Here is a 24,379-nt window from a genome sequence, read left to right on the forward strand (position 1 = left end):
CGGGTGAGGAGCGATAGCCTTGTGGCGTGATCAGCGCGATATCTCGCGGGGGCGATCCTGCTCCTGCCCTGCGCCCGGGTTGCACGGAACACCTCCGTGACCGGGCGGCGGTCGCTGGTCTTCGCGGGCGGGACGGGGCCACAGGAGCCACCGGGACGCCGAGGACACCCCTGGACACGGCGGCGCCGAGAGCGGCGTCACACCCGACGGGCGTGTCGAGAATGGCCGAATTCCCCCCGCTCTTCTCCCCTCCCGGCATAGCGTCGATGCGGACCGGACACCCCGGGCCGTGGCGTCGAGCCGGTGGGAAAGAGACCGTACTTCCTTCTACGTCACGCAACGGCGCGCGACAGGAGTCAGAGGACAATGCAGACCAAGCTGGACGAAGCCAAGGCCGAGCTGCTCGAGAGGGCTGCCCGGGTAGCTGAGAACAGCCCGGTCGGGGGGCACCTACCGACCGGGACCGAGGGCGAGGGCTCTCCGGGCACCCCGGACAGCGAGTCCGTGCTCGCGTTCCTCCAGCGCTACTACCTGCACACCGCCCCGGAAGACCTCACCGACCGCGACCCGGTCGACGTCTTCGGCGCCGCGGTCTCGCACTACCGTCTCGCCGAGAACCGCCCCCAGGGCACGGCGAACGTGCGGGTCCACACCCCGACCGTGGAGGAGAACGGGTGGACCTGCAGCCACTCGGTCGTGGAGGTCGTCACCGACGACATGCCCTTCCTCGTCGACTCGGTCACCAATGAGCTGACCCGGCGCGGGCGCGGCATCCATGTCGTCGTCCACCCGCAGTTCGTGGTCCGGCGCGACCTGACCGGCAAGCTGATCGAGGTCCTGCCGACCCCGCCGGGCGGCGACCTGCCGCACGACGCGCACTTCGAGTCCTGGATCCACGTCGAGATCGACCGCGAGACCGACCGCGCCGACCTCAAGCAGATCACCGCCGATCTGCTGCGCGTGCTGTCCGACGTCCGCGAGGCTGTCGAGGACTGGGAGAAGATGCGCAGCACGGCGGCCCGGATCGCCGACGGCCTGCCGGAGGAGGCCGCCCCGAGCGACCTGGCCACGGGCGAGGTCGAGGAGGCCCGCGAACTGCTGCGCTGGCTGTCCGACGACCACTTCACCTTCCTCGGCTACCGCGAGTACCAGCTGCGCGAGGACGACACGCTCGCCGCCGTGCCCGGCACCGGCCTCGGCATCCTGCGCTCCGACCCGCACCACGCCGAGGACGAGCAGCACCCGGTCAGCCCCTCCTTCGAGCGGCTGCCGGCCGACGCCCGCGCCAAGGCCCGCGAGCACAAGCTGCTCGTGCTGACCAAGGCCAACAGCCGCGCCACCGTGCACCGGCCGTCGTACCTGGACTACATCGGCGTCAAGAAGTTCGACGCGGACGGCAATGTCGTCGGTGAGCGGCGCTTCCTCGGGCTGTTCTCCTCCGCCGCCTACACCGAGTCCGTGCGCCGGGTCCCCGTCATCCGCCGCAAGGTGGACGAGGTGCTGCACCGCGCCGGGTTCTCGCCCAACAGCCACGACGGCCGTGACCTGCTGCAGATCCTGGAGACCTACCCGCGCGACGAGCTGTTCCAGACGCCCGTCGCCGAGCTGCAGTCCATCGTGACCAGCGTGCTGTATCTGCAGGAGCGGCGGCGCCTCAGGCTCTACCTGCGTCAGGACGAGTACGGCCGCTACTACTCGGCCCTCGTCTACCTCCCGCGCGACCGTTACACCACCGGCGTCCGGCTGCGGATCATCGACATCCTCAAGGAGGAGCTCGGCGGCGTCAGCGTCGACTTCACCGCCTGGAACACCGAGTCGATCCTCTCCCGGCTGCACTTCGTGGTCCGCGTCCCGCCGGGCACGGTGCTGCCCGAGCTGTCGGACGCCGACAAGGACCGTATCGAGGCCCGCCTGGTCGAGGCCGCCCGGTCCTGGGCCGACGCGTTCGCCGAGGCGCTGACCGCCGAGTGCGGCGAGGAGCGCGCGGCCGAGGTGCTGAGCCGCTACAACCACGCCTTCCCCGAGGGCTACAAGGCCGACCACACCCCGCGCGCCGCGGTCGCCGACCTGGTCCACCTGGAGCAGCTCAGCGAGGACAAGACGTTCAGCCTGAGCCTGTACGAGCCGGTGGGCGCCGGGCCGGAGGAGCGCCGGTTCAAGATCTACCAGAAGGGCGGCACGGTCTCCCTCTCGCACGTGCTGCCGGTGCTCAGCCGCCTCGGCGTCGAGGTCACCGACGAGCGGCCGTACGAGCTGCGCTGCGCCGACCGCACCACCGCCTGGATCTACGACTTCGGTCTGCGCATGCCGAAGGCCACGAGTGCCGGCGGGGATCTCGGGGACGACGCCCGCGAGCGCTTCCAGGAGGCCTTCGCCGCCACCTGGACCGGCAAGGCGGAGAACGACGGCTTCAACGCCCTGGTGCTGAGCGCCGGGCTGACCTGGCGGCAGGCGATGGTCCTGCGCGCCTACGCCAAGTACCTGCGGCAGGCCGGTTCGACCTTCTCGCAGGACTACATGGAGGACACCCTCCGCAACAACGTTCACACCACCCGGCTGCTGGTCTCGCTGTTCGAGGCGCGGATGTCGCCGGACCGGCAGAAGGCCGGGCTGGAGATCACCGACGCCCTGCTGGAGGAGCTGGACGCGGCCCTGGACCAGGTGGCGAGCCTGGACGAGGACCGGATCCTCAGGTCGTTCCTCACCGTCATCAAGGCGACCCTGCGCACGAACTTCTTCCAGGAGGCGCTCGGCGGCAAGCCGCACGACTACGTCTCCATGAAGTTCGACCCGCAGGCCATCCCGGACCTGCCGGCGCCCCGCCCGGCGTACGAGATCTGGGTGTACTCGCCGCGCGTCGAGGGCGTGCACCTGCGCTTCGGCAAGGTCGCGCGCGGTGGCCTGCGCTGGTCCGACCGGCGTGAGGACTTCCGCACCGAGATCCTCGGCCTGGTCAAGGCGCAGATGGTGAAGAACACCGTCATCGTGCCGGTCGGCGCCAAGGGCGGCTTCGTCGCCAAGCAGCTGCCGGACCCGGCGCAGGACCGCGACGCCTGGCTGGCCGAGGGCATCGCCAGCTACAAGACGTTCATCTCGGCGCTGCTCGACATCACCGACAACATGGTCGCCGGCGAGGTCGTGCCGCCGCAGGACGTCGTCCGGCACGACGGCGACGACACCTACCTGGTCGTCGCCGCCGACAAGGGCACCGCGACCTTCTCGGACATCGCCAACGGAGTCGCCGAGAAGTACAACTTCTGGCTCGGCGACGCCTTCGCCTCCGGCGGCTCGGCCGGCTACGACCACAAGGGCATGGGCATCACCGCGCGCGGCGCCTGGGAGTCCGTGAAGCGGCACTTCCGTGAGCTGGGCGTGGACACGCAGTCCGAGGACTTCACGGTCGTCGGCATCGGTGACATGTCCGGTGACGTGTTCGGCAACGGCATGCTGCTCTCCGAGCACATCCGCCTGGTCGCCGCCTTCGACCACCGGCACATCTTCATCGACCCGACCCCGGACGCGGCGACCGGCTACGCCGAGCGCCGTCGGCTGTTCGAGCTGCCCCGCTCCAGCTGGGCCGACTACAACACCGAGCTGCTGTCGGCGGGCGGCGGGATCTTCCCGCGCAGCGCCAAGTCGATCCCGGTCAACGCCCACATCCGCGAGGCCCTCGGCATCGAGGGCAAGGTCACCAAGATGACCCCGGCCGACCTGATGAAGGCGATCCTGCAGTCGCCGGTGGACCTGCTGTGGAACGGCGGCATCGGCACGTACGTGAAGGCGTCGGCGGAGTCCAACGCGGACGTCGGCGACAAGGCCAACGACGCCATCCGTGTCGACGGCAGGGACCTCAGGGTCAAGGTCGTCGGCGAGGGCGGCAACCTGGGCCTGACCCAGCTCGGCCGGATCGAGTTCGCCATGCACGGCGGCAAGATCAACACCGACGCGATCGACAACAGCGCCGGCGTGGACACCTCCGACCACGAGGTGAACATCAAGATCCTGCTGAACGGCCTGGTGGCGGACGGCGACATGACCGTCAAGCAGCGCAACAAGCTGCTCGCCGAGATGACCGACGAGGTCGGCGCGCTGGTCCTGCGCAACAACTACGCGCAGAACACCGCCCTGGCCAACGCCCTGTTCCAGGCCAAGGACATGCTCCACGCCCAGCAGCGGTTCCTGCGCCACCTGGTGCGCGAGGGTCACCTGGACCGGGCGCTGGAGTTCCTGCCCGCCGACCGCCAGATCCGCGAGCGCCTCGGCCAGGGCCAGGGCCTGACCGGCCCGGAGACGGCCGTCGTCCTGGCGTACACCAAGATCACGGTCGCCGAGGAACTGCTGGCGACCTCGCTGCCGGACGACCCGTACCTGCGCAGCCTGCTGCACGCCTACTTCCCGACGGCGCTGCGCGAGCGGTTCGCCGACGCCGTCGACAACCACCCGCTGCGCCGTGAGATCACCACGACCGTGCTGGTCAACGACACGGTCAACACGGGCGGCACGACGTACCTGCACCGTCTGCGCGAGGAGACCGGCGCCTCCCTGGAGGAGATCGTCCGGGCCCAGACCGCGGCCCGCGCGATCTTCTGCTCGGCGCCGGTGTGGGACGCGGTGGAGGCGCTGGACAACAAGGTCGACGCGGCCGTCCAGACCCGGATCCGGCTGCACTCACGGCGACTGGTCGAGCGCGGCACGCGCTGGCTGCTCAACAACCGGCCGCAGCCGCTGCAGCTCGCCGAGACGGTCGAGTTCTTCGCCGAGCGGGTCGAGCGGGTCTGGCAGGAACTGCCGAAGCTGCTCAGGGGCGCGGACCTGGAGTGGTACCAGCACGTGTACGACGAGCTGTCCGCGGCCGGTGTCCCGGACGAACTCGCCACGCGGGTGGCCGGGTTCTCCTCCGCCTTCCCGGCGCTGGACATCGTGTCGGTGGCCGACCGCATGGGCAAGGAGCCGCTGGACGTCGCCGAGGTCTACTACGACCTCGCCGACCGGCTCAACATCACCCAGCTGATGGACCGCATCATCGAGCTGCCCCGTAACGACCGCTGGCAGTCCATGGCCCGCGCATCCATCCGCGAGGACCTGTACGCGGCGCACTCGGCGCTCACCGCGGACGTCCTCGCGGTCGGCAACGGCACCTCCACGCCCGAGCAGCGCTTCAAGGCCTGGGAGCAGAAGAACGCGCCCATCCTGAGCCGGGCGCGCACCACCCTGGAGGAGATCCGCGGTTCGGAGACCTTCGACCTCGCCAACCTGTCGGTAGCGATGCGGACGATGCGGACGCTGCTGCGCACGCATTCGTAGCCGTACGGCAGCGAGGGCGCCCCGGGCCGACGTCGAACCGGTCCGGGGCGTTCCGTTTCTTGCCGACCCTTAGCCAAAAAAGATCAGCGAATTTACCGTTTCCTGCTAATCAGAGCCCTTCGGATAGGGTCGGCGCTGTGACTGTTCAACTCACCGAGACCCGGCCGGCGCCGGCGCCCGCGCCCGCGGCGGCTCCGGCCCGGCGGCCCGCCACGCGTGTCGTGCTGGAGGTCGTGAAATTCGGGATCGTCGGCGGCAGCGGTGTCCTCGTCAATTTCCTGATCTTCAACCTGCTGCTGCACGGCCTGGGTTGGCAGGCGATGACCGCGACCGTCCTGGCCAGCTGTATCGCCATGGCGACCAATTACCTGGGCTTCCGCTTCTTCGCCTATCGGGACCGGTCCTCGCGCACCCGCCGCCAGATCATCCTGTTCTTCGTCTTCAGCGGCCTCGGCGTCGTGATGGAGATCGGGCTGTTCTGGGTCGGCTACCACGGTCTCGGCCTGCACAGCGTGCTGGCATCGAACGTGGCGAAGGCCCTGTCGATCGTGCTCGCCTCCGCCTTCCGTTTCCTCGTCTACCGCACTTGGGTGTTCCAGCAGGATGCGCACCGTACCGTCTGACACCGAGCCGGTGAGCCGCACACAGTCCCCGCCGCGCGCCGCGCGGGCCGGCCGGGCGCTGCCGCAGGCCGCCGCCGCGCTCGTCGTGGTGCTGCTGCTCCTGGTGATCGTCCGCCTGCCCTGGTTGGGCGACCTCGGCATGCACGCGGCCACCATCGAGCGCCTGCGCCACAACCTCTTCCATCCCGGCAACCCGCTGGTCGACGCGGACACGCCGAGCCCCTACTACTCGCCGTGGATGCTGGTCCTGGGCCTGGCCGCCAAGCTGACCGGCCTGTCGGTGTTCGTGGTGCTGCGGCTGGCCGCGCTCGTCGGGCTGACCCTGCTGGTCACCGGGGTCTGGCGCTACGTCCGCACCCTCACCCCGCACCGCGCCGCCCCCGCCCTGGCCCTCCTCAGCCTGCTCTTCCTCTGGGGCCCGCTGCTGTTCAACTGGTCCGGCTTCCTGGGCCTGAACTCCCTCGCGCTGACGGTGTCGTACCCCAGCGCCCTCGCGCTCGGCCTCACCTTCCACTTCTGGGCCTGGCTCACCCGGGCGACGCGGGAGCAGGCCGAGCAGGCCGCATGGGGAAGGTGGCTGTGGCTCGGTGTCCTCTGGGCGCTGATCCTGCTGTGCCACCAGTTCACCGGCGTGGTGGCCTCGCTGGGCGCCCTGGCGATGGTGATCGCGGCACGACCGTCCCGCCCGGTACTGCTGCGCCTGGCCGGCGCGCTCGCCCTGGGCCTGCTCCTGCTGTGGCTGTGGCCGTACTACGACTTCTTCTCCCTCTTCTCCGCCGGCGCGGACCTGGAGGCCATCCACAAGCCGCTGTACGAGGACCTGGCCGCACGGTTCGGCCTGGTGCTGCTGGGGGTGGCGGCGCTGGTGCTCCGCTTCCGCCGGGACCGCTGGGACCCGCTGGTCCTGTTCTTCGCCCTCGGTGTGCTGGTGTTCGCCGCGGGCGGGCTGTCCGGCCACTACTCCTGGGGCCGTGCCCTGCCCGCCGCGCTGATCCCGGCGCAGCTCGCGGCCGCGCTGGAGGTCGTCTCCGCCGGGCGACGGGGCGTACGGGTGGGCTGGGCCTGCGTGCTGGGCGCTGCCCTGGCCGTCGGCGCGTGGACGCAGGTGGGGACGCTCGGGTATGTGACGGGGCGTGCCGCTCTGCCTTCCGTGGTGGCCGCGAAGTACCGGACGCCGTGGGTGGGGTACCACTGGATCACGCCGTGGGTGAAGTACGGGGACGTGGTGATGGCTCGTACGACTCCGGCGCGGCAGATTCCCGCGTACGGGGCGTACACCGTGGCGCCGGGGTATCCCGATGTGTTCCTGAAGGACGCCGCGCGGCGGGACGACGCGGTCACTCGCTACTTCGCCGCGGGGACGTCTGCTGCTGACCGGGCAGGGATTCTGCGGGAGTACGGCGTGAAGTGGGTCGTGGGGCCGAAGAGGCTGGCGGGACCGGGTCTGCGGAAGGTGAAGGCGGGCCCGGCCTCACAGGTCCTGTACCGAGTGGTGCCCTGAGCTGAGGCTGGGCGGGGCGGGCGCGCCGGCCAGGCGGGCTCCGCCGCGTCGGCGCGATCAACCAGAACGGGCCCGCGGCCGCCCATGCGCCGTCGGTACAACGGCGCATGGGCCACCACGGGCCCGCGCTTCGGACGCGGCCGGGGTTACCTCAGCACGCTGGACAGCAGCTTCGCCGCCTTGCGGACCTTGGGGCGGGCCACCCTCTGGACGACCGGGCGGATGACACGGGCCGTGACTCCCACCGGGCGCCAGCGCAGCTGCAGCCGGCCGGGGTTGTTGCCCTCCGGCTCGATGGTGAGCTCGTGCGGGGTCACGCCCGAGCGGTATTCGATGTGGGCCGTGAGGGCGGGGAAGGCCGGCGGGGCCAGCAGCACGCCGGAGTTGGACAGGCCCTGCTGCTGGAGACGGACCACCGGGTGGCGCACGCCCGCGAAGCCCTGGAGGGGGAGCGGCGCCTCGGTGAGGTCCAGCTGGACCGTGCCTTCGAAGAGGCCCGGGCGGACCGGGTCCAGACGGAAGGGGACCGTCATCCGGCGGCTGCCCGGCGACACGATGAGGGCGGCCCGCTGCGGGCCGACCGGGAGGCGCAGGCCCGGGTCGTACGTGCGGATGGCGAGGGTCAGACAGGCCCCACGGCCGGGCGTCAGCTCGACGATCTCGTGGCGGAACTGCGCGCTCGGGAACGGGCGCGTGTCCAACTCCAGGTCGGACACCTCCAGTTCGCGGCGGGCGCGGTCGGACGAGGGCACGCTGTCGCCCCAGTACGGGACGCCGGACGTGTCGGCCGTGACCTGCCGCGGCGCCACTCCGTGCCCGAGACCGCGGGCCGCGAGCTGGACGTCCTCCAGGCGGCGCTCCCGCAGCAGCTCCAGCACCACGCGCTCCGGGCGGGGCAGGCGGGCGTACGCACCCGGGGACAGCGTCTCCAGGTACGGGTTCATGATGTCGGCGAAGGCGTTCAGCCACTCGCCGTCCCGGTAGGGCAGGTCGCCCCCGTACATCCGGAAGTCGTGCTTGAGGAACTTGTAGTCCTTGTCCTCCCGCAGCCCCGCGTGCCCGCTCTCCACCAGGAAGTCGTCGATCAGGCGCTGCACGTGGACGCGGTCGCGGACGTTGGTGACCTTGTGCCGCTGGTTCGAGATCGAGGCCGCCGCCGCCGCCGCGTAGGGGTCGATGTACCAGATGTACACCGGGTCCGGGATGATCGTGAACGCCTTCGCCAGGCAGTACGACTGCGCCGAGAACAGCTGGTCCTCGTAGTGGATGCCCTCCGGGAAGCGGAGGTCGTGGCGGTCCAGGAAGGAACGGGCGTACATCTTGCTGGTGGAGAGGTGCTCGAAGAGCAGGCGGGGGTCCGCCTCGATGCCCTCCACCGTGCGGCGCTCGGCGACGAGATGCGGCATCCACGTCGAGCGGCGGCCGGTGTCCACGCGGTGTCGGCGCACCGCGCCCATGGTGAAGTCCACCTCGCGCTCGCGGTGCGCGGCGAGCAGCAACTCGACCGCGCGGGGCGTGAGTTCGTCGTCGCTGTCGAGGAACATCAGATACGGCGCCCGGGCGATCTCGATGGCCCGGTTGCGCGGGGCGCTGCAGCCGCCGCTGTTCTCCGGCAGGCGGAGGTAGCGGATGCGGTCGTCCTGCGCCTCCAGCCGGCGAGCCACCGTCGGTGTGTCGTCCGTGGAGTGGTCGTCGCTGATGATGATCTCGATGTTCGCGTGCGTCTGCGCGCGCAGGGACGCCACCGCCCGGGGCAGGCGTTCGGCGTCGTTGTAGACGATCACGGTGACCGTGACGTCAGGGGTCGTGGTCGGCGTGGTCGTCATGCCGAGGCCTCCTCGGGGGTCGGGGCGGGGGTGCGTTCCTCCAGCGGGATCACCGGTGGCAGCGCCTCCTCCGGTTCGCCCAGGAACACCCGTCGTACGACCCGCTCGGCGGCGCGGCCGTCGTCGTACTCGCAGAACCGGCGCCGGAAGGCGGCCCGCGCCTTCGCCGCGCTCTCGTCGCGCCAGGCGCCGGAGACGAAGATCTCCGTCAGCTCCTCCTGGGTGCGGGCGACCTGGCCGGGATGGTCGGTCATCAGGTCGAAGTAGACGCCGCGGGTGGTCCGGTAGGTCTCCCAGTCGTCGGCGTAGACGACGATCGGCCGGTCCAGGTTGGCGTAGTCGAACATGATCGACGAGTAGTCCGTGACCAGCGCGTCGGCGGCCAGGCAGAGCTCCTCGACGGGGTCGTAGGAGGAGACGTCGATGATCCGGCCGGAGCGGCGCAGACCGGTCAGCGGGGAGGCGGCGCCGCCGTAGAAGTAGTGGGCGCGGACCAGGAGCACGGTGTCCTCGCCGAGCCGGTCGGCGAGGGCCGCGAGGTCCAGGCGCGGGGTGAAGCCGGCCTCGTAGTCGCGGTGGGTGGGCGCGTACAGGATCGCCGTCTTGCCGGGCGGGATGCCGAGGCGCTCGCGGGCGGCGCGGACGTCGGCGGCCGTGGCCGAGTAGAAGACGTCGTTGCGCGGGTAGCCGTAGTCCAGCGAGGTGTAGCGGGCCGGGTAGGCGCGCTCCCACATGCGGGTGGAGTGGCTGTTGGCGCTGACGCTGTAGTCCCACTTGTCGATGCGGGCCAGCAGGGCGTCGAAGTCCAGGCCCTTGGCCGCGGCCGGGTGCTCCATCTGGTCCAGGCCCATGCGCTTGAGCGGGGTGCCGTGGTGGGTCTGGAGGTGGATCGCCTCGGGGCGCTTGACCACCGCGTTGGGGAAGTTGACGTTGTTGACGAGGTACTTGGCGGCGGCCAGGGTCTCCCAGTAGCGGCGGGTGCCGGGGATCACATGGTCGGTGCCGGGCGGCAGCAGGGCCTCGTTGCTCTTGGACACCACCCACACCGGGTGGATGTGCGGGGCGAGTTCGCGCAGTTTCGCGGCGATCGCGGCCGGGTTGCAGGCCACACCGCGCTCCCAGTAGGCGGCGAACACGGCGAGGTTCGGGTCGACCGGGCGGGTCAGGGCGCGCTGGTACTGCTGGTCGCGGAGCTTGGCGCCGACCTGCTTCTTGCGGGTGCGCACGGCCTTCTTGGCGGCGCGGCGGGTGCGGTTGGCGGCCTGGAACGCGCGGTACTTGGTGTACGCGCCCTCCTCCAGCAGGGCGTGGCGTACGCCCTCCACGCCCGCCGGGCGCTCGTGGTTCTCGGGGCGCCAGCGGACCGCGGCGAGGGAGGCGCGACGGAAGAACTCGCGGGCCACCGCGTCGGGCAGGTTCTCGCCGGCGAAGGTGCGCACGAGGTCGCGCATCATCAGGTCGTACAGCACCGCGCGGGCGGCGCGGCGGTCCTTGGCGAGGGCGAGCAGCGACTCGTAGCGCTCGATCAGCTCGAACCGGTCCTCCGGTGCGAGCGGCGGCAGGCTCTCGGGACGCAGTTCGCGGCTCTCGTACGCCGCCTGGTTGAGGCAGGCGACGCGGCCGGCGTGCAGCAGGGTGGCGTGGGCGGCCTGCGGTTCGTCGTCGGTGGTGAGCCGCTCCGCGTGTGCCCGCCAGAACTCGGCGCGCAGGGCGCGGTTGCCGAGCAGCGGGGTGAGGCGCAGCAGGTCCGCGGCCTCGTCCAGGGGCAGGCTCTCACGGCCGACGGCGGCGAGGAGCCGGCCGTCGCGGGAGGGGGTGGCGGCGGTCTGCCAGGTGGTGGTGACGTGGTCGAAGAGGAGGACGTCGGCGCTTTCGGCGCCCGTGGCGTCCAGTTCGGCGGTCCGTTCGGCGATCAGCCGGGGGGCGCCCGCCGGCAGGCTGTCCTTGGCGTGGACGAAGTGCAGCCAGCGGCCGGTCGCGCGGGCGGCGCCGGCGGCCCGGGCCGCCGCGTCACCGGTGTCCTCCGGCAGCGGTACGACCACCGTCTCGGGGGCGTGGCCCTCGGCGGCCTCACGGGCCCAGTCGCCGACCGCCGCGACGATCACCTCGGCGTCGGTCAGCGGGTGGGCCTCCAGAGAGTCCAGCAACTCTGTCAGATGCCCCTGTGCGTTCGGTCCGTAGACGATGACGCTGAGTTGGGGCATCGCAGTGGACTCCTTCGGTTCGTTGGCTGGGGCCGCTCTTCATAACATACTGTCACTAAGCGGATGAAAGGGATAATCGCGCTAGAGGTAAGAGGACGACAGTATGGAAGAGGCGGTTCCGTAGCCTGGGGTTTCACTTCCGGCAACTTTTACGCTGCCTTCTTACCAGCGGCCTTCTTGTCGCTCTTGTCTCCGGTGAAGGCCTCGTACTCCTTCATGACGTCCTCGGTCGGTCCGTCCATACGGAGTTCGCCGCGCTCCAGCCAGATGGTCCGCTCGCAGGTGTCGCGGATCGACTTGTTGTTGTGGCTGACGAGGAAGACGGTACCCGCCTTCTCGCGCAGTTCACGGATCCGCTCCTCCGAGCGCATCTGGAAGCGGCGGTCGCCGGTGGCCAGGGCCTCGTCGATCAGCAGGACGTCGTGGTCCTTGGCTGCGGCGATGGAGAAGCGCAGCCGGGCGGCCATACCGGAGGAGTACGTGCGCATCGGAAGGGTGATGAAGTCGCCCTTCTCGTTGATGCCGGAGAAGTCGACGATGTCCTGGTAGCGCTCCCTGACCTCCTCGCGGGACATGCCCATGGCGAGGCCGCCGAGCCAGACGTTGCGCTCGCCGGTGAGGTCGTTCATCAGCGCCGCGTTGACGCCGAGCAGGGAGGGCTGGCCGTTGGTGTAGATGTGGCCGTGCTCCACCGGGAGCACGCCGGCGATCGCCTTGAGCAAGGTCGACTTGCCGGAGCCGTTGGTGCCGATCAGGCCGACCGCCTCGCCTTTGTAGGCCACGAACGAGACCTTCTTCACGGCGTGCACCTCGCGCACGCCCGCCGCCTTCTCGGCCTGCTTCCGGCGCAGGATGCGGTTGAGGGCGGCGGTGGCGGAGCCGCGGCCGGATCCGGTGCCGTGGACGCGGTAGACGATGTCGACGTCGTCGACGACGATGGTGGGCACCCGCTCGCCCTGTGCGAGGCGCTCGTACCTCTCGCGCATCGCGCGCGCCTCGGGGGTCTCGGTCTCGGCGTCCTCGAGGGATTCGGGGTTCTGGGGAGTGTGCTCAGCCACGGCCGTACTTCTCCTCTGCCTTCCAGAAGTAGATGAAGCCGCCGATGCCGACGACCACGGCCCAGCCGATGGCGGTCGGCCACACGTGCGGGGGCAGCTGCTTGGCGTGGAAACTCTTGATCAGGGCGAAGCGCATGAGGTCGATGTAGACGGCGGCCGGGTTGGTCTCGAGCAGCGTCGTGACGATGTGCGGCAGGTGGTCCTTCTTGGTGAGCGAGTGGATGCTCCACATCACGCCGGACACGTACATCCAGGTGCGCAGCACGAACGGCATCAGCTGGGCGATGTCCGGGGTCTTGGCGCCCATCCGGGCCATGATCATCGCCATGCCCGCGTTGAACAGGAACTGCAGGATCAGCGCGGGGATCACCAGCAGCCAGGAGACGGAGAGCGGCACGCCCAGGCTGAGCAGGATGACGACGAGTGCGGCCATCGAGAACAGCAGCTGCTGCAGCTGCTGGATGCAGAAGGAGATCGGCAGGGCGGCGCGCGGGAAGTGCAGGGCGCGGACCAGGCCGAGGTTGCCGGAGATCGCCCGGGTGCCGACCTGGATCGAGCTCTGCGTGAACGTCCAGACGAACACGCCGGTGACCAGGAACGGGATGTAGTCCGGGACGCCCTTCTTGGTGCCGAGCAGCACACCGAAGATGAAGTAGTAGACCGCCGCGTTCAGCAGCGGGGTCATGACCTGCCAGATCTGACCGAGCTTCGCCTCGCTGTACTGGGCGGTGAGCTTGGCGGTGGCGAAGGCGGTGATGAAGTGGCGCCGGGCCCACAGCTGACGGACGTACTCGGGCAGGGTGGGGCGGGCGCCGCTGACCGTCAGGCCGTGCCGGGCGGCCAGCGCCGCGAGATCGTCGTCGGCCGGGGCCCGGGTGGGGGGCGGTGTGTCGAGGACCTGGCTCACATCCGCTGCTTTCGCTCGGGGGGAGGGGATGCCGCGGCCCGGCCGGCTGCCGGGCGCACGGTCACATGGTCCGACGTTTCCTTACGCTTCTCTTCACGTTCTCTTACGTCGGGACGAGACCGTATCGTCGCAACGGGAGCGTAGAACCAATCGACGTCGGAACGCAACCGTTTCGTCGTCACGCCCTATGCTGTGCATCATGACGACGAACGCCGACGAGCCCTCGACGCGTCCGCGCCGCCGGACCCCTGCCGGGGCCGCCGTGCTCCGGGAGGATGTGACCGAAGCCATCCGGGCGGCTGTCTTCGAGGAACTCGCGGCCGTCGGATACGCGCGCATGTCCATCGAGGGCATCGCGCGACGCGCGGGCGTCGGCAAGACCGCGGTGTACCGGCGCTGGCGTTCCAAGCTGCACCTGGTGCTGGACGTCGTCTCGGCAATGGCGGTCCTCGGCCTCCCGGTACCGGACACGGGCTCTCTGGAGGGCGACCTGCGCCTGCTGTACGAGGTGACGTCCCGCGCCCTGCGCCACCCGGTCGCCTCGCAGATCATCCCCGACCTCCAGGCGGAGGCGGCCCGCAATCCCGACATCGCCGACGCCTTCCAGAAGGCTCTGCGGGACGGGCAGGAGGGCGTGGCCAGCAAGATCGTGGCGGCGGCGGAGGCACGGGGAGAGGTGCGCGCGGAAGTCGATCCCGACCTCGCGCTCGACCTGATCTCCGGCCCGCTGTACTGGCGCGCGGTGGTCATCCGCTCCCCGAAGCTGCCGAAGGACTACCTGGACATGCTGGCCCGGGCCACGGCGGGGGCGCTCAAGGCGTTGTGAGGGCCGCCCGTGGGGTCTAAGGCCGGCCGGAGGGGCGCCGGGCCGGTACGACGAGTCGTCCTGCCAGTTCGGTCAGGTCCCGTGCACGCAGTACGCGGCCGTCGAACCCCGGCAGCGGCACGTGCAGGCGCTCGGTCCAGCGTGCCGGTATCGAGCCGACCCCGTACACCGCCCCCGCCAGTGCCCCCGTGACCGCCGCCACGGTGTCCGTGTCGCCGCCGAGGTCGATGGCCGCGCGTACCGCCTCCTCGTAGGAGCCCGTGGCGCGCAGGGCCCAGACGGCCGAGCCCAGGCACGGCCAGACCGCTCCGTTGAACTCGGTCGCCCGGTCGGGGTGCCAGCCGGGGGAGAGGACCACCTCGTAGCGGGGGCGGTGGGCGGGGTCGAGGGCGCTCAGGGTCGCCGGTACGGCGGTGAGGGGGTCCTCGCCGGTCAGGGCCACGCGGATCAGCTCGTGCAGCGCGGCCGTGCCCTCCCACGCCGCGGCGTCGCCGTGGGTGAGCGCGGAGAGGCGGCGGGCGGCCTCCATGGTGGGCTCCCGTCCGCAGCGGGCGAAGCGCACCGCCGAAGGAGCCGCTCGCATCAACGCGCCGTTCCCCGCCGCCCGTCGGCTGACCCGGAAGTGCCGGGCCGCGGCCGTGTCCCAGGGGGCGCCGCTGGTCAGGACCGCCTCCGTCTGGAGGCCGATGTCCTTGGGGTCGGCTGTCGCCCAGCGCTGGAAGCGACGGAAGACGTCCGGCAGGTCCAGGCCGCCGTGGTCCAGCAGGGACTCGGCGGTCAGGACCGCCATCTGCGTGTCGTCCGTCGCCTCGCCCGGCTCCCAGCCGCCGCCCCCGCACATCTCGCCGCCGTGTCCGGGGCGGGGGAACCGGGCCGAGAAGGCGCCCTCGGGGCCGAACTCGAAGGGCGCCCCGAGCGCGTCACCCACGGCGGAGCCGAGTACGGCGCCGACCGCGCGGTCGAGGACGCCGGGCATGGTCACCGCCCGAGCCTACGAGCGTGCCGCCTCCGGGTGGTGGCGTACCCAGCCCTCCCAGGCCGAGGTGATCATGTCCTGGACGTCGTACTTGGCCTGCCAGCCCAGTTCCGTGGCGATACGGGTGGCCGAGGCGACGACGCGTGCGGGGTCGCCGGGGCGGCGCGGGGTGACGGTCGGCGCGCGGTCGTAGCCGGTGACCGCGTTGATGCGGTCGATCATCTCGCGGACCGACACGCCCTCGCCGCGGCCGATGTTGAGGGTCAGGTCGGTGCCGGGGGAGGAGGCCAGGGCGCGGGCGACGGTGACGTGGGCCTCGGCCAGGTCGACCACGTGGATGTAGTCGCGCACGCAGGTGCCGTCCGGCGTCGGGTAGTCGTCGCCGAAGATGCGCGGCGCCGCGCCCTCGGTGAGCTTCTCGAAGACCATGGGGATGAGATTGAACACGCCGGTGTCGGCGTATTCGGGGGCGGCCGCGCCCGCCACGTTGAAGTAGCGCAGGGACGCCGTGGACATGCCGGTCGCCCGGCCCGTCGCGCGGACCAGCCACTCGCCGGCCAGCTTGGTCTCGCCGTAGGGGGACATCGGCCGGCAGGGGGTCTCCTCCGTCACCAGGTCGACGTCCGGCATGCCGTAGACGGCGGCCGAGGAGGAGAAGACGAAGGACGGGACCTCTGCCCGCGCCACCGCCTCCAGGAGGACCCGCAGGCCCTCGACGTTCTCCCGGTAGTAGTGCAGCGGGCGCTCCACCGACTCGCCCACCTGCTTCTTCGCCGCCAGATGCACGACCCCGCTGATCTCGTGCTCGGCGAGCGTGCGGGCCACAAGCTCCCCGTCCAGGACCGAGCCCCGGACCAGGGGAACCTCCGCCGGTACGCGCTCGGCGACGCCCGTGCTCAGGTCGTCGTAGACGACCGTGCGCTCGCCCGCCTCGGTCATCGCCCGTACGACGTGTGCCCCGATGTATCCGGCACCGCCGGTGATCAGCCAGGTCATTGCGGCCGTCTCCTCGTCAGTTGGCCCGTTCAGCCGCTCGGCGGAGCAGCGGGCGTGGTTCGGTGAAGCAGTGGGCGTCCCGCTGTATCGGCGGGCGCCCCGGTGAGGCGGCGGGGTGTGTCGCGGTGCCTCGGCGTGTGTCTCAGTGAAGCAGGCGGCGGAGCCGCCCGCGCGCCACCTGCAGCACCCCGCGCACGCCGCTCGCCAGGCGCACGGCCAGTGCGCCGGAGTGCGTGGCGTACGGCTGCACCAGGAGCACGCCGTGCCGGACGCTCGGAACGGCGCGCCGGCGCAGTCGGCCGGCGCCCGCCAGGGCGTGCGCCGTCACGTCCCGCTGTGTGCCGTCGGCGAAGCGCACGGTCAGCCGCAGGTCCCAGGTGCCGGCGCCGAGCGCGGCCAGGTCCACGGGCAGCTCGGCCGACCAGGTGCCGGCGTCGGTCTCCGCGCGGGTCCCTGCGCCGGCCCCCGCGTCGGAGGGCGTGAGCGGGACCGTCGTGCGCCCCCGCATCCGGTCCTCGTCCTCCCGGGACTGCCACTCCACGTCCACCTCGCGCGGGCCCGCCTCGGCCACCCTGCCGTACAGCTCGTGCAGCCGCAGACGGAGCAGCGAGGCACGCGCGCGTGACTGCAGTTCCGCGTCGACCGCGAGTGGGAGGAGATCCGTGGGACGGTCCAGGAGCGGTGTGAGGGTGACCTGGGGGAGGTCGGCGGACCAGACCGGGACGCCGTCGGGGGTGCGGGCGTAGGGCGGCAGCAGGCGCGCCGGGCGGGAGGCCAGCTCGCGCAGCCGGGGCAGGTCGAGGGGCTCGGGCGACTCCAGGACGACCCGCGCGAGCAGCCGGCCCGGAGCGCCCGGGTTCAGCTCCCAGTCGGCGGCGTCGTAGCGCGCGAGGTACTCCCGGGTGTGCTCCCACCACGCGCGCCGGTACTGCGCGTCGCGCAACCCCAGCTCGCGCGCGTACATGCGCACCTCGTGGTCGAGGAACTTGGCCCGCGCCGCCCGCGCCAGCTCCTTCTGCCCGGCGCCCAGCAGGATCTCGTACGCCAGCGCGCACGCCTGGACGCGCGCCTTCCAGTTGTCGATGTGCTCCCGGTCCAGCGAGAGGGACAGCTGTTCGGCGGCCCGGCGCACATGCCACACGTACACGCGGTCCGGTACGAGCGCCATGCGCGGGCCGGCGGCCAGCACGCGCGCGGTGAAGACGATGTCCTCGTAGAGGAAGCGGCCCTCGGGGAAGCGGATGTCGTGCTCGCGCAGGAAGTCGGTGCGGTACAGCTTGTTGACGCACAGCGTGTCGTGGACCAGGCGCGCGTGCTCGGAGGGGCCCGTGAGGACGGCGTGCGCGGTGTAGAGGGGCGCCTGCCAGGACTGTTCGCGCCCCGAGGGCAGCTCCCGGCGCACGCACAGCCCGCTCGCGACCTCAGCGTGCGCCCCCGTGGCCGCGGCCAGCAGGGCGTCCACCGCACCGGGCGGCAGCACGTCGTCGCTGTCCAGGAACATCACGTACGGTGTGGTCACCGTGTCGATCCCGGCGTTGCGCGGGCTGCCGCAGCCGCCGCTGTTCGTGTCCCGGCGCACCACCCGCAGCCGGGGCTCGTCGGCGGCCAGCCGCTCGAGCAGTTCGCCGCTGCCGTCGCTGGAGCAGTCGTCCACGGCGACGACCTCGGCGACCGCCGGCCCCTGGGCGAGCGCCGAACGCACGGCGTCACCCACATGGGCGCGGTCGTTGTAGCCGATGACGACGACACCGACCTGCGCCGGGCGCGGCGACTCGGCGGTACCTGCGGTATCGGGTGTGTCGGTCGAGTCTGATCGCATCGGGTCCACGGGCCGGGAGCGTAGGAATGTTCGGTAATACGCCGTTAAGAGAGGCTTAGCGCTCGGTCCGGAAGACGTTCGAAATCGGGTCCGGGTTCCGTAGTTTGCATAGTATCTTCATAGGGCTGTGATGAACGCCACAGCCGGACGAAGGACAGCGCCGCCGCGGCCGCCAGGATCCCATTGCGGGCCAGCATCAGCAGGCAGCCGGTCCAGGTGCCGTCGATCACATCGCCGTAGTGCATCGGGAACGCCAGGGTGCTCAGCACGGCCGCCGCCACGACCAGCGCCGCCACCGGCCGCTGGCCGGTGTGCCGCGAGGTCAGGCACACCGCGGCGAGACCGAGCAGCCAGATCATGTACTGCGGGCTGATCACCCGGCTGGTGACCGTGAACAGCAGCACCGCGCACAGGGCCGCGTCGAACGGCGTGGCCTCGCTCCACCGCCGCGCCCGCACCCGCCACAGCACCAGCAGCGCGAAGGCGGCCACCGTCAGCGCGAGGGAGGCGGTGGCGACGGCGTGCACCTGCGGGCCGACCAGCTCGGTGGCGCCGTACCGGTAGCGCGCACGGCCCGGCCAGCCAGCGTGCCGCGCCAGGTTCAGCGCCGTACCGCCGAACGACTCGATCTGCACGCCCCGCCCGCCCTGCTCCCGCAGAAAGGACAGGGGATGGTCGAACAGCACGGCGAGGACCCCGAACGCGGCGGCCCCGGCGGCCGCCGCCCACCCCCACGCCCCACGGCTCGCCCGGCCCCGGGGCGTGCCGAGGAGCACCAGCGCCGGCCACACCTTCACCAGCGCGCCCAGCGCCCCGTACACCCCGCCCGCGCGCGGGGAGCGGCCCGCCGCCAGCAGGGAGAGCACGGCGAGGGCGGTGGCCTGGACGTCGTACCGGGCGAGCGGGAGGTGCAGCAGCAGCGGCAGGCCACCCGTCCACAGGGCGGCGCCGAGCAGACTGCGTCCGGGAAGCCTGCCCGCGCGGGTCAGCGCCGCCGTGACCAGCGCGTCCACGGCCAGCGTGAGCACCACGAACGCCTGGAAGTACGTCAGCCACGGCAGCAGGCGCGGTGCCAGCAGCACCACGCCGGCGCCCGGCGGGTACTGCCAGAGCGTGTCGTGCGTCGGGAACGAGCCGTGCGCGAGGACGCCGTACCAGTCGCCGTACAGCCGCCACACCTCGCGGGGCACCGTGCCCCCGCCCAGCAGCGGGGCGTTGTCATGGGTGAGCAACCACAGCATCAGGGCGCGGGTGGCCAGCCAGAGGGCGGTGACGCCGAGGACCGGACCGGAGTTGGCACGGAGACGGTTCATCGCATGGGAGCCTAAGCGGCGCAGATGGTGCATCCATGCCGATACGCCGTCATGACTGTAAAAAGGTTGGCTAATCGCAAGAGATCGGGCGGACCGTGGTGAACGTCGGGCTTCCTGTGGAACGGCAGTCGCGCGGGGAGGAAGCGAGTCAGGTCGCCGTGCCGGCCGGCACGGCGACGCGCGTGCCCCGCGGCCACCGGGCCCGGATCCGCCGCCGGACCGCCGTGGGGGTGCCCGCGCTGGTGATGCTCGCGCTCGGGCTCTGGGGGCTCGACCGCGGCGGCATGTGGCGCGACGAGGCCGTCAGCTTCCAGGTCGGGCGGCGCACGGTGCCGCAGATCTGGCTGCTGCTGCACGACGTGGATGCCGTGCACGGCATGTACTACTTCCTCGTGCACGCCGTTCTCGCCGTCCACCCCGGCGAGGTCGTCCTGCGGCTGCCGTCGGTGTGCGCGGCGGCGGTGACGGCCGCGCTGGTGGCGGCGCTCGGTGCCCGGCTGGTCCGGCCGCGCGTCGGGCTGTGGGCCGGGCTGCTGTACGCCGTCGCGCCGATGGCCGGCCACTATGCGCAGGAGGGCCGCTCGTACGCCCTGGTGGCCGCCGGGGCCACCGGGGCCACCCTGCTGTTCGTGCGGGCCGTTCAGGGGGCCTCGGGTTCCTGGGTGGCGTACGGCGCCGTCCTCGGCCTCACCTGCTGGCTGCACGAGTTCGCGGTGCTGCTGCTGTGCGCCCACGCGGGGTCGCTGGCGCTGGCCCGGGTCGGGGGCCGGGTGTGGCGGGGGTGGGGGTGTGCGGCGGGCGCGGTCGTGGTCTCGCTGGTGCCGATGGTCCTGGTGTCACGGGGGCAGGCGGCCCAGGTGGCGTGGCTGCGGAGGCCTACGGCGATTACGGCGGAAGAGCTGTCGCGGGGGTTTCTCGGGCCTTCGGGCGGGGTGTACGCGGTGTGTCTGGGCCTTGCGTCGGTCGGGTTGGCGGGGCTCTTCGGACGGCGGGGGGAAATCACCCTTGTGGGGGTGGCGTTGCCGTTGACCGTGGCGCCGCCTGCGGTGTTGATGCTCGCTTCTCAGGCCTCGCCGCTGTTTGTGGACCGGTATGTGCTGTACGCGCTGAGCGGGGCGCCGTTGCTCGTCGCGGCGGGGGCCGAGCGGGTGGCGGGGGTCGTCGGGCGGCTGCGGCCGGGTGGTCGCACACGGCACCCCTTGTGGCACAGCCCCTTCGTCACCCTCACCGGTGTCTTCGCCGTCGCGCTCGCCTTTCTCCACCAGCTCCCCCTCCTCTGCGCCGATCGCGACCCGGGTGCCCGGCCCGATGATCTCGGTGCTGTTTCCCGGGTGGCGGCACGGGAGTTGGCGCCCGGTGACGCCGTGCTGTTCCTGCCGTCGCAGGTGCGGAACGTGGCCCTGGCCTATCCGGGCGCGTTCCGGGGTGCGCGGGACGTGGCGTTGGCGGAGGGGCCCGCCGGGTCGGGGACGCTGTACGGGCGGGAGGCCGGGGCCCGGAAGGTGCGGCGGCGGATGGCGCGGCTGGACCGGGTGTGGGTCGTGGCGGACCCGGACCTGCTCGTCGGGCGCCGGCTCCCCCGCAGCCGCACCGAGCGGGCCGAACTCGCCGTGATGCGGCGGGACTTCACCGGTGAGCGGGAGATCCTGCGGGGCGGTATGGCCGTACGGCTGTACGTCCGCAAGCCCATGGAGCCCTCGGCGCCCGGGAGGAAACCCGTCCGCGTCGGCTAGTCCGCCGGGAGCCCCGCTGTCGTGGCCGCCGTGTCCAGCGCGGTCGTGAGCCGGTCGAGGCGTTCGCGCAGCTCGGTGATCTCCGCCAGGTCGAAACCGGTCGCCCGGGCGATGCGGCGCGGTACCTCCAGCGCCCGCTCCCGCAGCGCCGCGCCCTCCCCGGTGAGCCGGACCCACACCGAACGCTCGTCCTGCGCGCTGCGCTCCCGGCGCACCAGGCCGGCCCCCTCCAGCCGCTTGACCAGCGGGGACAGCGTGCCCGAGTCGAGTCGCAGGTGTTCGCCGAGCGCCTTCACGGGCAGGTCGCCCTGCTCCCAGAGGACCAGCATCACCAGGTACTGCGGATACGTGAGCCCGAGGTCCTTGAGGATCACCCGGTAGACGCCGTTGAAGGCGCGGGAAGCCGCGTGCAGGGAGAAGCAGATCTGGCGGTCCAGGCGCAGCCACTCGGTGTCGGTCATGTCTCCAGGGTAGCTCTGGTGAGCCATTTAGTTGTGCACAACTAAATTGTGTGCTCTACTTGTGGTCACAGCGAACCCCGCACCCGAGAGGGATGGTCTTCATGGACGCGCTCTACACCGCAGTCGCCACCGCCACCCACGGCCGTGACGGTCGTGCCGTCTCCTCCGACGGCAGGATCGACCTCAAGCTGGCCCCGCCGGTGGAGCTGGGCGGCAACGGCGAGGGCACCAACCCCGAGCAGCTCTTCGCCGCCGGTTACGCCGCCTGCTTCGGCAGCGCCCTCGGTCTCGTCGGCCGGCAGGCCAAGGTCGACGTCAGCGACGCCGCCGTGACCGCCGAGGTCGGCATCGGCAAGCAGGGCGAGGGCTTCGGCCTGAAGGTGACGTTGCGCGTCGAGCTGCCCGACACCGTGGACCAGGAGACCGGCCGCAAGCTGGTCGAGACCGCCCACCAGGTCTGCCCCTACTCCAACGCCACCCGCGGCAACATCGACGTCGACCTCGTCATCGAGTGAACATCGAGTAACCACGGCGCATCCCGAGGGTGCCGGCGGCCACGTGCCCGGCACCCTCGGGCCCGCCCTATGCCTGCCCTATGCGGACGTCAGCACGTCCTGCCCCGTGGCCTGGCCCGGCAGCCGGATCCGGGGGCCGGGCACGGCCTCGCCCAGCAGCAGCGTCCGTACCACGCGCTCGGCGGCCCGGCCGTCGTCGAACTCGCAGAACCGCTCCCGGAACTCCGCCCGCAGCCGCGCCGACTCCTCGTCCCGCCAGGATCCCGACGCGAACAGCCGGGCCAGCTCGCGGTAGGAACGCGCGACATGGCCCGGCGGCTCGGCGGTGATGTCGAAGTAGGCGCCCCGGCTCGCGGTGTACGCGGGCCAGTCGTCGGCGTGCAGCACGATCGGCCGGTCCAGGTTGGCGTAGTCGAACATCACCGCCGAGTAGTCGGTGACCAGCACGTCCGCCGCGAGCAGGACGTCCTCCACGCGCGGCTCGTCGGTCGCGTCGACCAGGATCCCGCGCCGGTCCAGCTCGGCCAGACCCATGCCGCGCGCCGGGCCGGTCGCCAGGGACGGGTGCAGCCGGACCACCAGGGTGAGTCCCTCGCCCAGGCCCCCACCCCCCAGGCCCTCGCGCAGGTCCGCCGCGAACCGGGCCAGGTCGATCCGGTCCACGTGCCCGCCGCGGCGGTAGTCCCGGCGGGTCGGCGCGTACAGCACGACCGTGTCCGTCTCCGGGATGCCGTACCGCTGCCGGAAGTCGCTGTCGCCGCCGTTCACCAGCACGTCGTTGCGCGGGCTGCCGGTGCGCAGCGAGGTGAAGTGGCAGGGGTAGGCCCGCTCCCAGACCAGCTCGGAGTGGCGGTTGGCGACCAGGCTGTAGTCCCAGCGGTCGGCCCGGCGCAGCATCTGCGGCACGTCGAAGCCGAGCCGGGCGCCCGGCTTGTCCAGCAGGTCGGCGCCCATGTACTTCAGCGGGGTCCCCTGGTGGGTCTGGATGTGCACGCTGCCGGGCCGTTTGGCGAGCGAGCCGGGCCAGTTGACGTCGTTGACGAAGAACTTGGCCCGTGCGGCGATCTCCAGACAGCGCCGGGAGCCCAGGACCACGTGCTCCACACCGGTCGGCAGGTGCTCGGCGGTCTCCTCGTCCTTCACCACCCACACCCCGCGCAGCTGCGGGGCGATCTGCCGGGCCTTGGCGTACACGGCGGCCGGGTCGCCGAGCATGCCCCGGTGCGAGGACGCCGAGTAGACGACCAGGTGCGGGTCCAGCGGGCGGCGCGCGTGCACGGCCGCCCAGCCGGAGCGGGCCCGGTCGGCGACAGCGCCGCGCACGAGAGCGGCCCGCCGTGCCGCCTCCTGCCCGGCCCGTGCCGCCTCCCGCCTGATCCGGTACCCCGTCCAGGAGCCCTCCAGCAGGCCGACCTCGCCGTCGGTCAGGGCGTCCTGTGCCGGCCTGTGGCGCCGGAACATCTCCCGGGTGCGCCGGAAGAACTCGGCCTTGTCGGCGGGCGGCAGCCGGTCCGGCTTGGCCAGGATGTCCAGGCAGTGCTCACCCATCTTGCGGTGCAGGTACGGCCGCCAGGACGCGAGCTCCGGGCGCTGCCCCACGAACGCGAAGACCCGCTCGTACTGGTCGTGGATGTCGAAGTGCTTGCGGCTGGTCGTGGACAGGATGTTGCCCTGCCGGCGCTGCCGGTAGTTCAGGCAGATCCGGTCCAGCGCGGCGATCCGCCGGGCGCTGAGCATGACCGGGAAGGTCCAGGGCGTGTCCTCGTAGTAGCCGGGCGGGAACTCGAAGCCCTCCTGCGCCACGAACTCCCGCCGGTAGACCTTGTTCCACACCACCATCAGCAGGTCGAGGATCTGCGGGTACTCGGCCGCGGTGAAGGTGCCGGGCCCGGCCTCGGCGAGCACCTCGGCCAGGGCGTTGCGCCGGGTGCCGCCCCACCAGTAGGTGCGCGCGTAGTCGAAGACCAGCACGTCCGGGTCCGCGGCCTCCGTCAGCCGGTCGGCGATCGCCCGCAGCGCGCCCGGAGCGAGGGTGTCGTCGCTGTCCAGGAAGAACAGGTAGTCGCCGGTGGCGTGCGGCAGCCCGGCGTTGCGGGCCCGGCCGAGGCCCACGTTCTCCGGCAGGTGCAGCACCTTCACCCGCGGGTCGCGCACGGCGTACTCGTCCAGGATCGCGCCGCAGCCGTCCGGGGAGCGGTCGTCCACGGCGATCACCTCGAAGTCGCCGAAGCACTGCAGCAGCACCGAGTCCAGGCACTCGCGCAGAAAGCCCTGCACCTTGAAGCAGGGCACGATCAGACTCAAGCGGGGCACGGGC

Annotated in this window: 16 protein-coding genes; 6 read left to right on the top strand and 10 right to left on the bottom strand. The window is 71.8% G+C overall.

Annotated features, from left to right (window positions below; all coding sequences use genetic code 11):
- Positions 1–366: 366 nt before the first annotated feature.
- From ACFYZB_RS15660 to ACFYZB_RS15670, 3 genes are all read left to right on the top strand, one after another.
- Positions 367–5,304: an NAD-glutamate dehydrogenase gene (locus ACFYZB_RS15660; protein ID WP_388758643.1), complete on the top strand. Its 4,938-nt coding sequence runs from the start codon at positions 367–369 to the stop codon at positions 5,302–5,304.
- Between the two features lie 137 nt (positions 5,305–5,441).
- Complete coding sequence (locus tag ACFYZB_RS15665) at positions 5,442–5,927, top strand: GtrA family protein (protein ID WP_388758645.1); 486 nt, start codon at positions 5,442–5,444, stop codon at positions 5,925–5,927.
- Complete coding sequence (locus ACFYZB_RS15670; protein WP_388758646.1) at positions 5,908–7,428, top strand: hypothetical protein; 1,521 nt, start codon at positions 5,908–5,910, stop codon at positions 7,426–7,428. The genes ACFYZB_RS15665 and ACFYZB_RS15670 overlap by 20 nt, the downstream gene beginning before the upstream one ends.
- A gap of 146 nt (positions 7,429–7,574) precedes the next feature.
- Here ACFYZB_RS15670 and ACFYZB_RS15675 read toward each other — a convergent pair whose 3' ends face one another.
- The 4 genes from ACFYZB_RS15675 to ACFYZB_RS15690 all read right to left on the bottom strand — a co-directional run bounded on the left by ACFYZB_RS15675 (position 7,575) and on the right by ACFYZB_RS15690 (position 13,423).
- Positions 7,575–9,254, bottom strand: coding sequence for a glycosyltransferase family 2 protein (locus ACFYZB_RS15675; protein WP_388758648.1), 1,680 nt, complete (start codon positions 9,252–9,254; stop codon positions 7,575–7,577).
- Positions 9,251–11,458, bottom strand: coding sequence for a CDP-glycerol glycerophosphotransferase family protein (locus ACFYZB_RS15680; protein ID WP_388758650.1), 2,208 nt, complete (start codon positions 11,456–11,458; stop codon positions 9,251–9,253). The genes ACFYZB_RS15675 and ACFYZB_RS15680 overlap by 4 nt, the downstream gene beginning before the upstream one ends.
- Positions 11,459–11,607: 149 nt before the next feature.
- Positions 11,608–12,444: an ABC transporter ATP-binding protein gene (locus ACFYZB_RS15685; protein WP_388759060.1), complete on the bottom strand. Its 837-nt coding sequence runs from the start codon at positions 12,442–12,444 to the stop codon at positions 11,608–11,610.
- A 64-nt stretch (positions 12,445–12,508) separates the two neighbouring features.
- Positions 12,509–13,423, bottom strand: a complete 915-nt coding sequence (locus ACFYZB_RS15690; RefSeq protein ID WP_388758652.1) for an ABC transporter permease — start codon at positions 13,421–13,423, stop codon at positions 12,509–12,511.
- Positions 13,424–13,622: 199 nt separating this feature from the next.
- Here ACFYZB_RS15690 and ACFYZB_RS15695 point away from each other — a divergent pair, with 199 nt between their 5' ends.
- Positions 13,623–14,249 carry a TetR/AcrR family transcriptional regulator gene (locus ACFYZB_RS15695; protein WP_388758654.1) on the top strand — a complete coding sequence of 209 codons (627 nt, stop codon included), beginning with the start codon at positions 13,623–13,625 and terminating at the stop codon, positions 14,247–14,249.
- A 16-nt stretch (positions 14,250–14,265) separates the two neighbouring features.
- Here the strand turns inward: ACFYZB_RS15695 and ACFYZB_RS15700 are convergent, their stop codons facing one another.
- From ACFYZB_RS15700 to ACFYZB_RS15715, 4 genes are all read right to left on the bottom strand, one after another.
- A complete protein-coding gene (locus tag ACFYZB_RS15700) occupies positions 14,266–15,225 on the bottom strand; it encodes an ADP-ribosylglycohydrolase family protein (protein WP_388759062.1) in 960 nt (319 codons plus the stop codon).
- A gap of 15 nt (positions 15,226–15,240) precedes the next feature.
- The gene (galE, locus tag ACFYZB_RS15705; RefSeq protein WP_351207019.1) at positions 15,241–16,221 is read right to left on the bottom strand and encodes a UDP-glucose 4-epimerase GalE; all 981 of its coding nucleotides are present in this window, start codon (positions 16,219–16,221) and stop codon (positions 15,241–15,243) included.
- Between the two features lie 142 nt (positions 16,222–16,363).
- Entirely contained in the window at positions 16,364–18,040 is a 1,677-nt protein-coding gene (locus tag ACFYZB_RS15710) for a glycosyltransferase family 2 protein (RefSeq protein WP_388758656.1), read from the bottom strand.
- A gap of 44 nt (positions 18,041–18,084) precedes the next feature.
- Positions 18,085–19,353 (bottom strand): glycosyltransferase 87 family protein, encoded by a 1,269-nt coding sequence (locus tag ACFYZB_RS15715; RefSeq protein ID WP_388758658.1) that lies wholly within the window; start codon positions 19,351–19,353, stop codon positions 18,085–18,087.
- A gap of 116 nt (positions 19,354–19,469) precedes the next feature.
- Here ACFYZB_RS15715 and ACFYZB_RS15720 point away from each other — a divergent pair, with 116 nt between their 5' ends.
- The gene (locus ACFYZB_RS15720) at positions 19,470–21,086 is read left to right on the top strand and encodes a glycosyltransferase family 39 protein (protein ID WP_388758660.1); all 1,617 of its coding nucleotides are present in this window, start codon (positions 19,470–19,472) and stop codon (positions 21,084–21,086) included.
- Here ACFYZB_RS15720 and ACFYZB_RS15725 read toward each other — a convergent pair.
- Positions 21,083–21,574 (bottom strand): MarR family winged helix-turn-helix transcriptional regulator, encoded by a 492-nt coding sequence (locus tag ACFYZB_RS15725; protein WP_388758662.1) that lies wholly within the window; start codon positions 21,572–21,574, stop codon positions 21,083–21,085. The two genes, ACFYZB_RS15720 and ACFYZB_RS15725, sit on opposite strands and share 4 nt — an antisense overlap.
- A gap of 74 nt (positions 21,575–21,648) precedes the next feature.
- Here ACFYZB_RS15725 and ACFYZB_RS15730 point away from each other — a divergent pair, with 74 nt between their 5' ends.
- Positions 21,649–22,062, top strand: coding sequence for an organic hydroperoxide resistance protein (locus ACFYZB_RS15730; protein WP_351207029.1), 414 nt, complete (start codon positions 21,649–21,651; stop codon positions 22,060–22,062).
- 78 nt (positions 22,063–22,140) lie between these two features.
- Here ACFYZB_RS15730 and ACFYZB_RS15735 read toward each other — a convergent pair whose 3' ends face one another.
- A complete protein-coding gene (locus ACFYZB_RS15735) occupies positions 22,141–24,375 on the bottom strand; it encodes a CDP-glycerol glycerophosphotransferase family protein (RefSeq protein WP_388758664.1) in 2,235 nt (744 codons plus the stop codon).
- Positions 24,376–24,379: the final 4 nt, after the last annotated feature.

The sequence above is a fragment of the Streptomyces sp. NPDC001852 genome (assembly GCF_042891825.1).
Taxonomy (GTDB): domain Bacteria; phylum Actinomycetota; class Actinomycetes; order Streptomycetales; family Streptomycetaceae; genus Streptomyces.

Bases quoted from the DNA above. Each gene is read 5' to 3' on its own strand.
- ACFYZB_RS15685 (WP_388759060.1), bottom strand. From the start codon at position 12,444: ATGCGCGAGAGGTACGAGCGCCTCGCACAGGGCGAGCGGGTGCCCACC.
- galE (WP_351207019.1), bottom strand. From the start codon at position 16,221: ATGACCTGGCTGATCACCGGCGGTGCCGGATACATCGGGGCACACGTC.
- ACFYZB_RS15700 (WP_388759062.1), bottom strand. From the start codon at position 15,225: ATGCCCGGCGTCCTCGACCGCGCGGTCGGCGCCGTACTCGGCTCCGCC.
- ACFYZB_RS15680 (WP_388758650.1), bottom strand. From the start codon at position 11,458: ATGCCCCAACTCAGCGTCATCGTCTACGGACCGAACGCACAGGGGCAT.
- ACFYZB_RS15670 (WP_388758646.1), top strand. From the start codon at position 5,908: ATGCGCACCGTACCGTCTGACACCGAGCCGGTGAGCCGCACACAGTCC.
- ACFYZB_RS15675 (WP_388758648.1), bottom strand. From the start codon at position 9,254: ATGACGACCACGCCGACCACGACCCCTGACGTCACGGTCACCGTGATC.
- ACFYZB_RS15695 (WP_388758654.1), top strand. From the start codon at position 13,623: ATGACGACGAACGCCGACGAGCCCTCGACGCGTCCGCGCCGCCGGACC.
- ACFYZB_RS15715 (WP_388758658.1), bottom strand. From the start codon at position 19,353: ATGAACCGTCTCCGTGCCAACTCCGGTCCGGTCCTCGGCGTCACCGCC.
- ACFYZB_RS15725 (WP_388758662.1), bottom strand. From the start codon at position 21,574: ATGGCTCACCAGAGCTACCCTGGAGACATGACCGACACCGAGTGGCTG.
- ACFYZB_RS15710 (WP_388758656.1), bottom strand. From the start codon at position 18,040: ATGCGATCAGACTCGACCGACACACCCGATACCGCAGGTACCGCCGAG.
- ACFYZB_RS15660 (WP_388758643.1), top strand. From the start codon at position 367: ATGCAGACCAAGCTGGACGAAGCCAAGGCCGAGCTGCTCGAGAGGGCT.
- ACFYZB_RS15730 (WP_351207029.1), top strand. From the start codon at position 21,649: ATGGACGCGCTCTACACCGCAGTCGCCACCGCCACCCACGGCCGTGAC.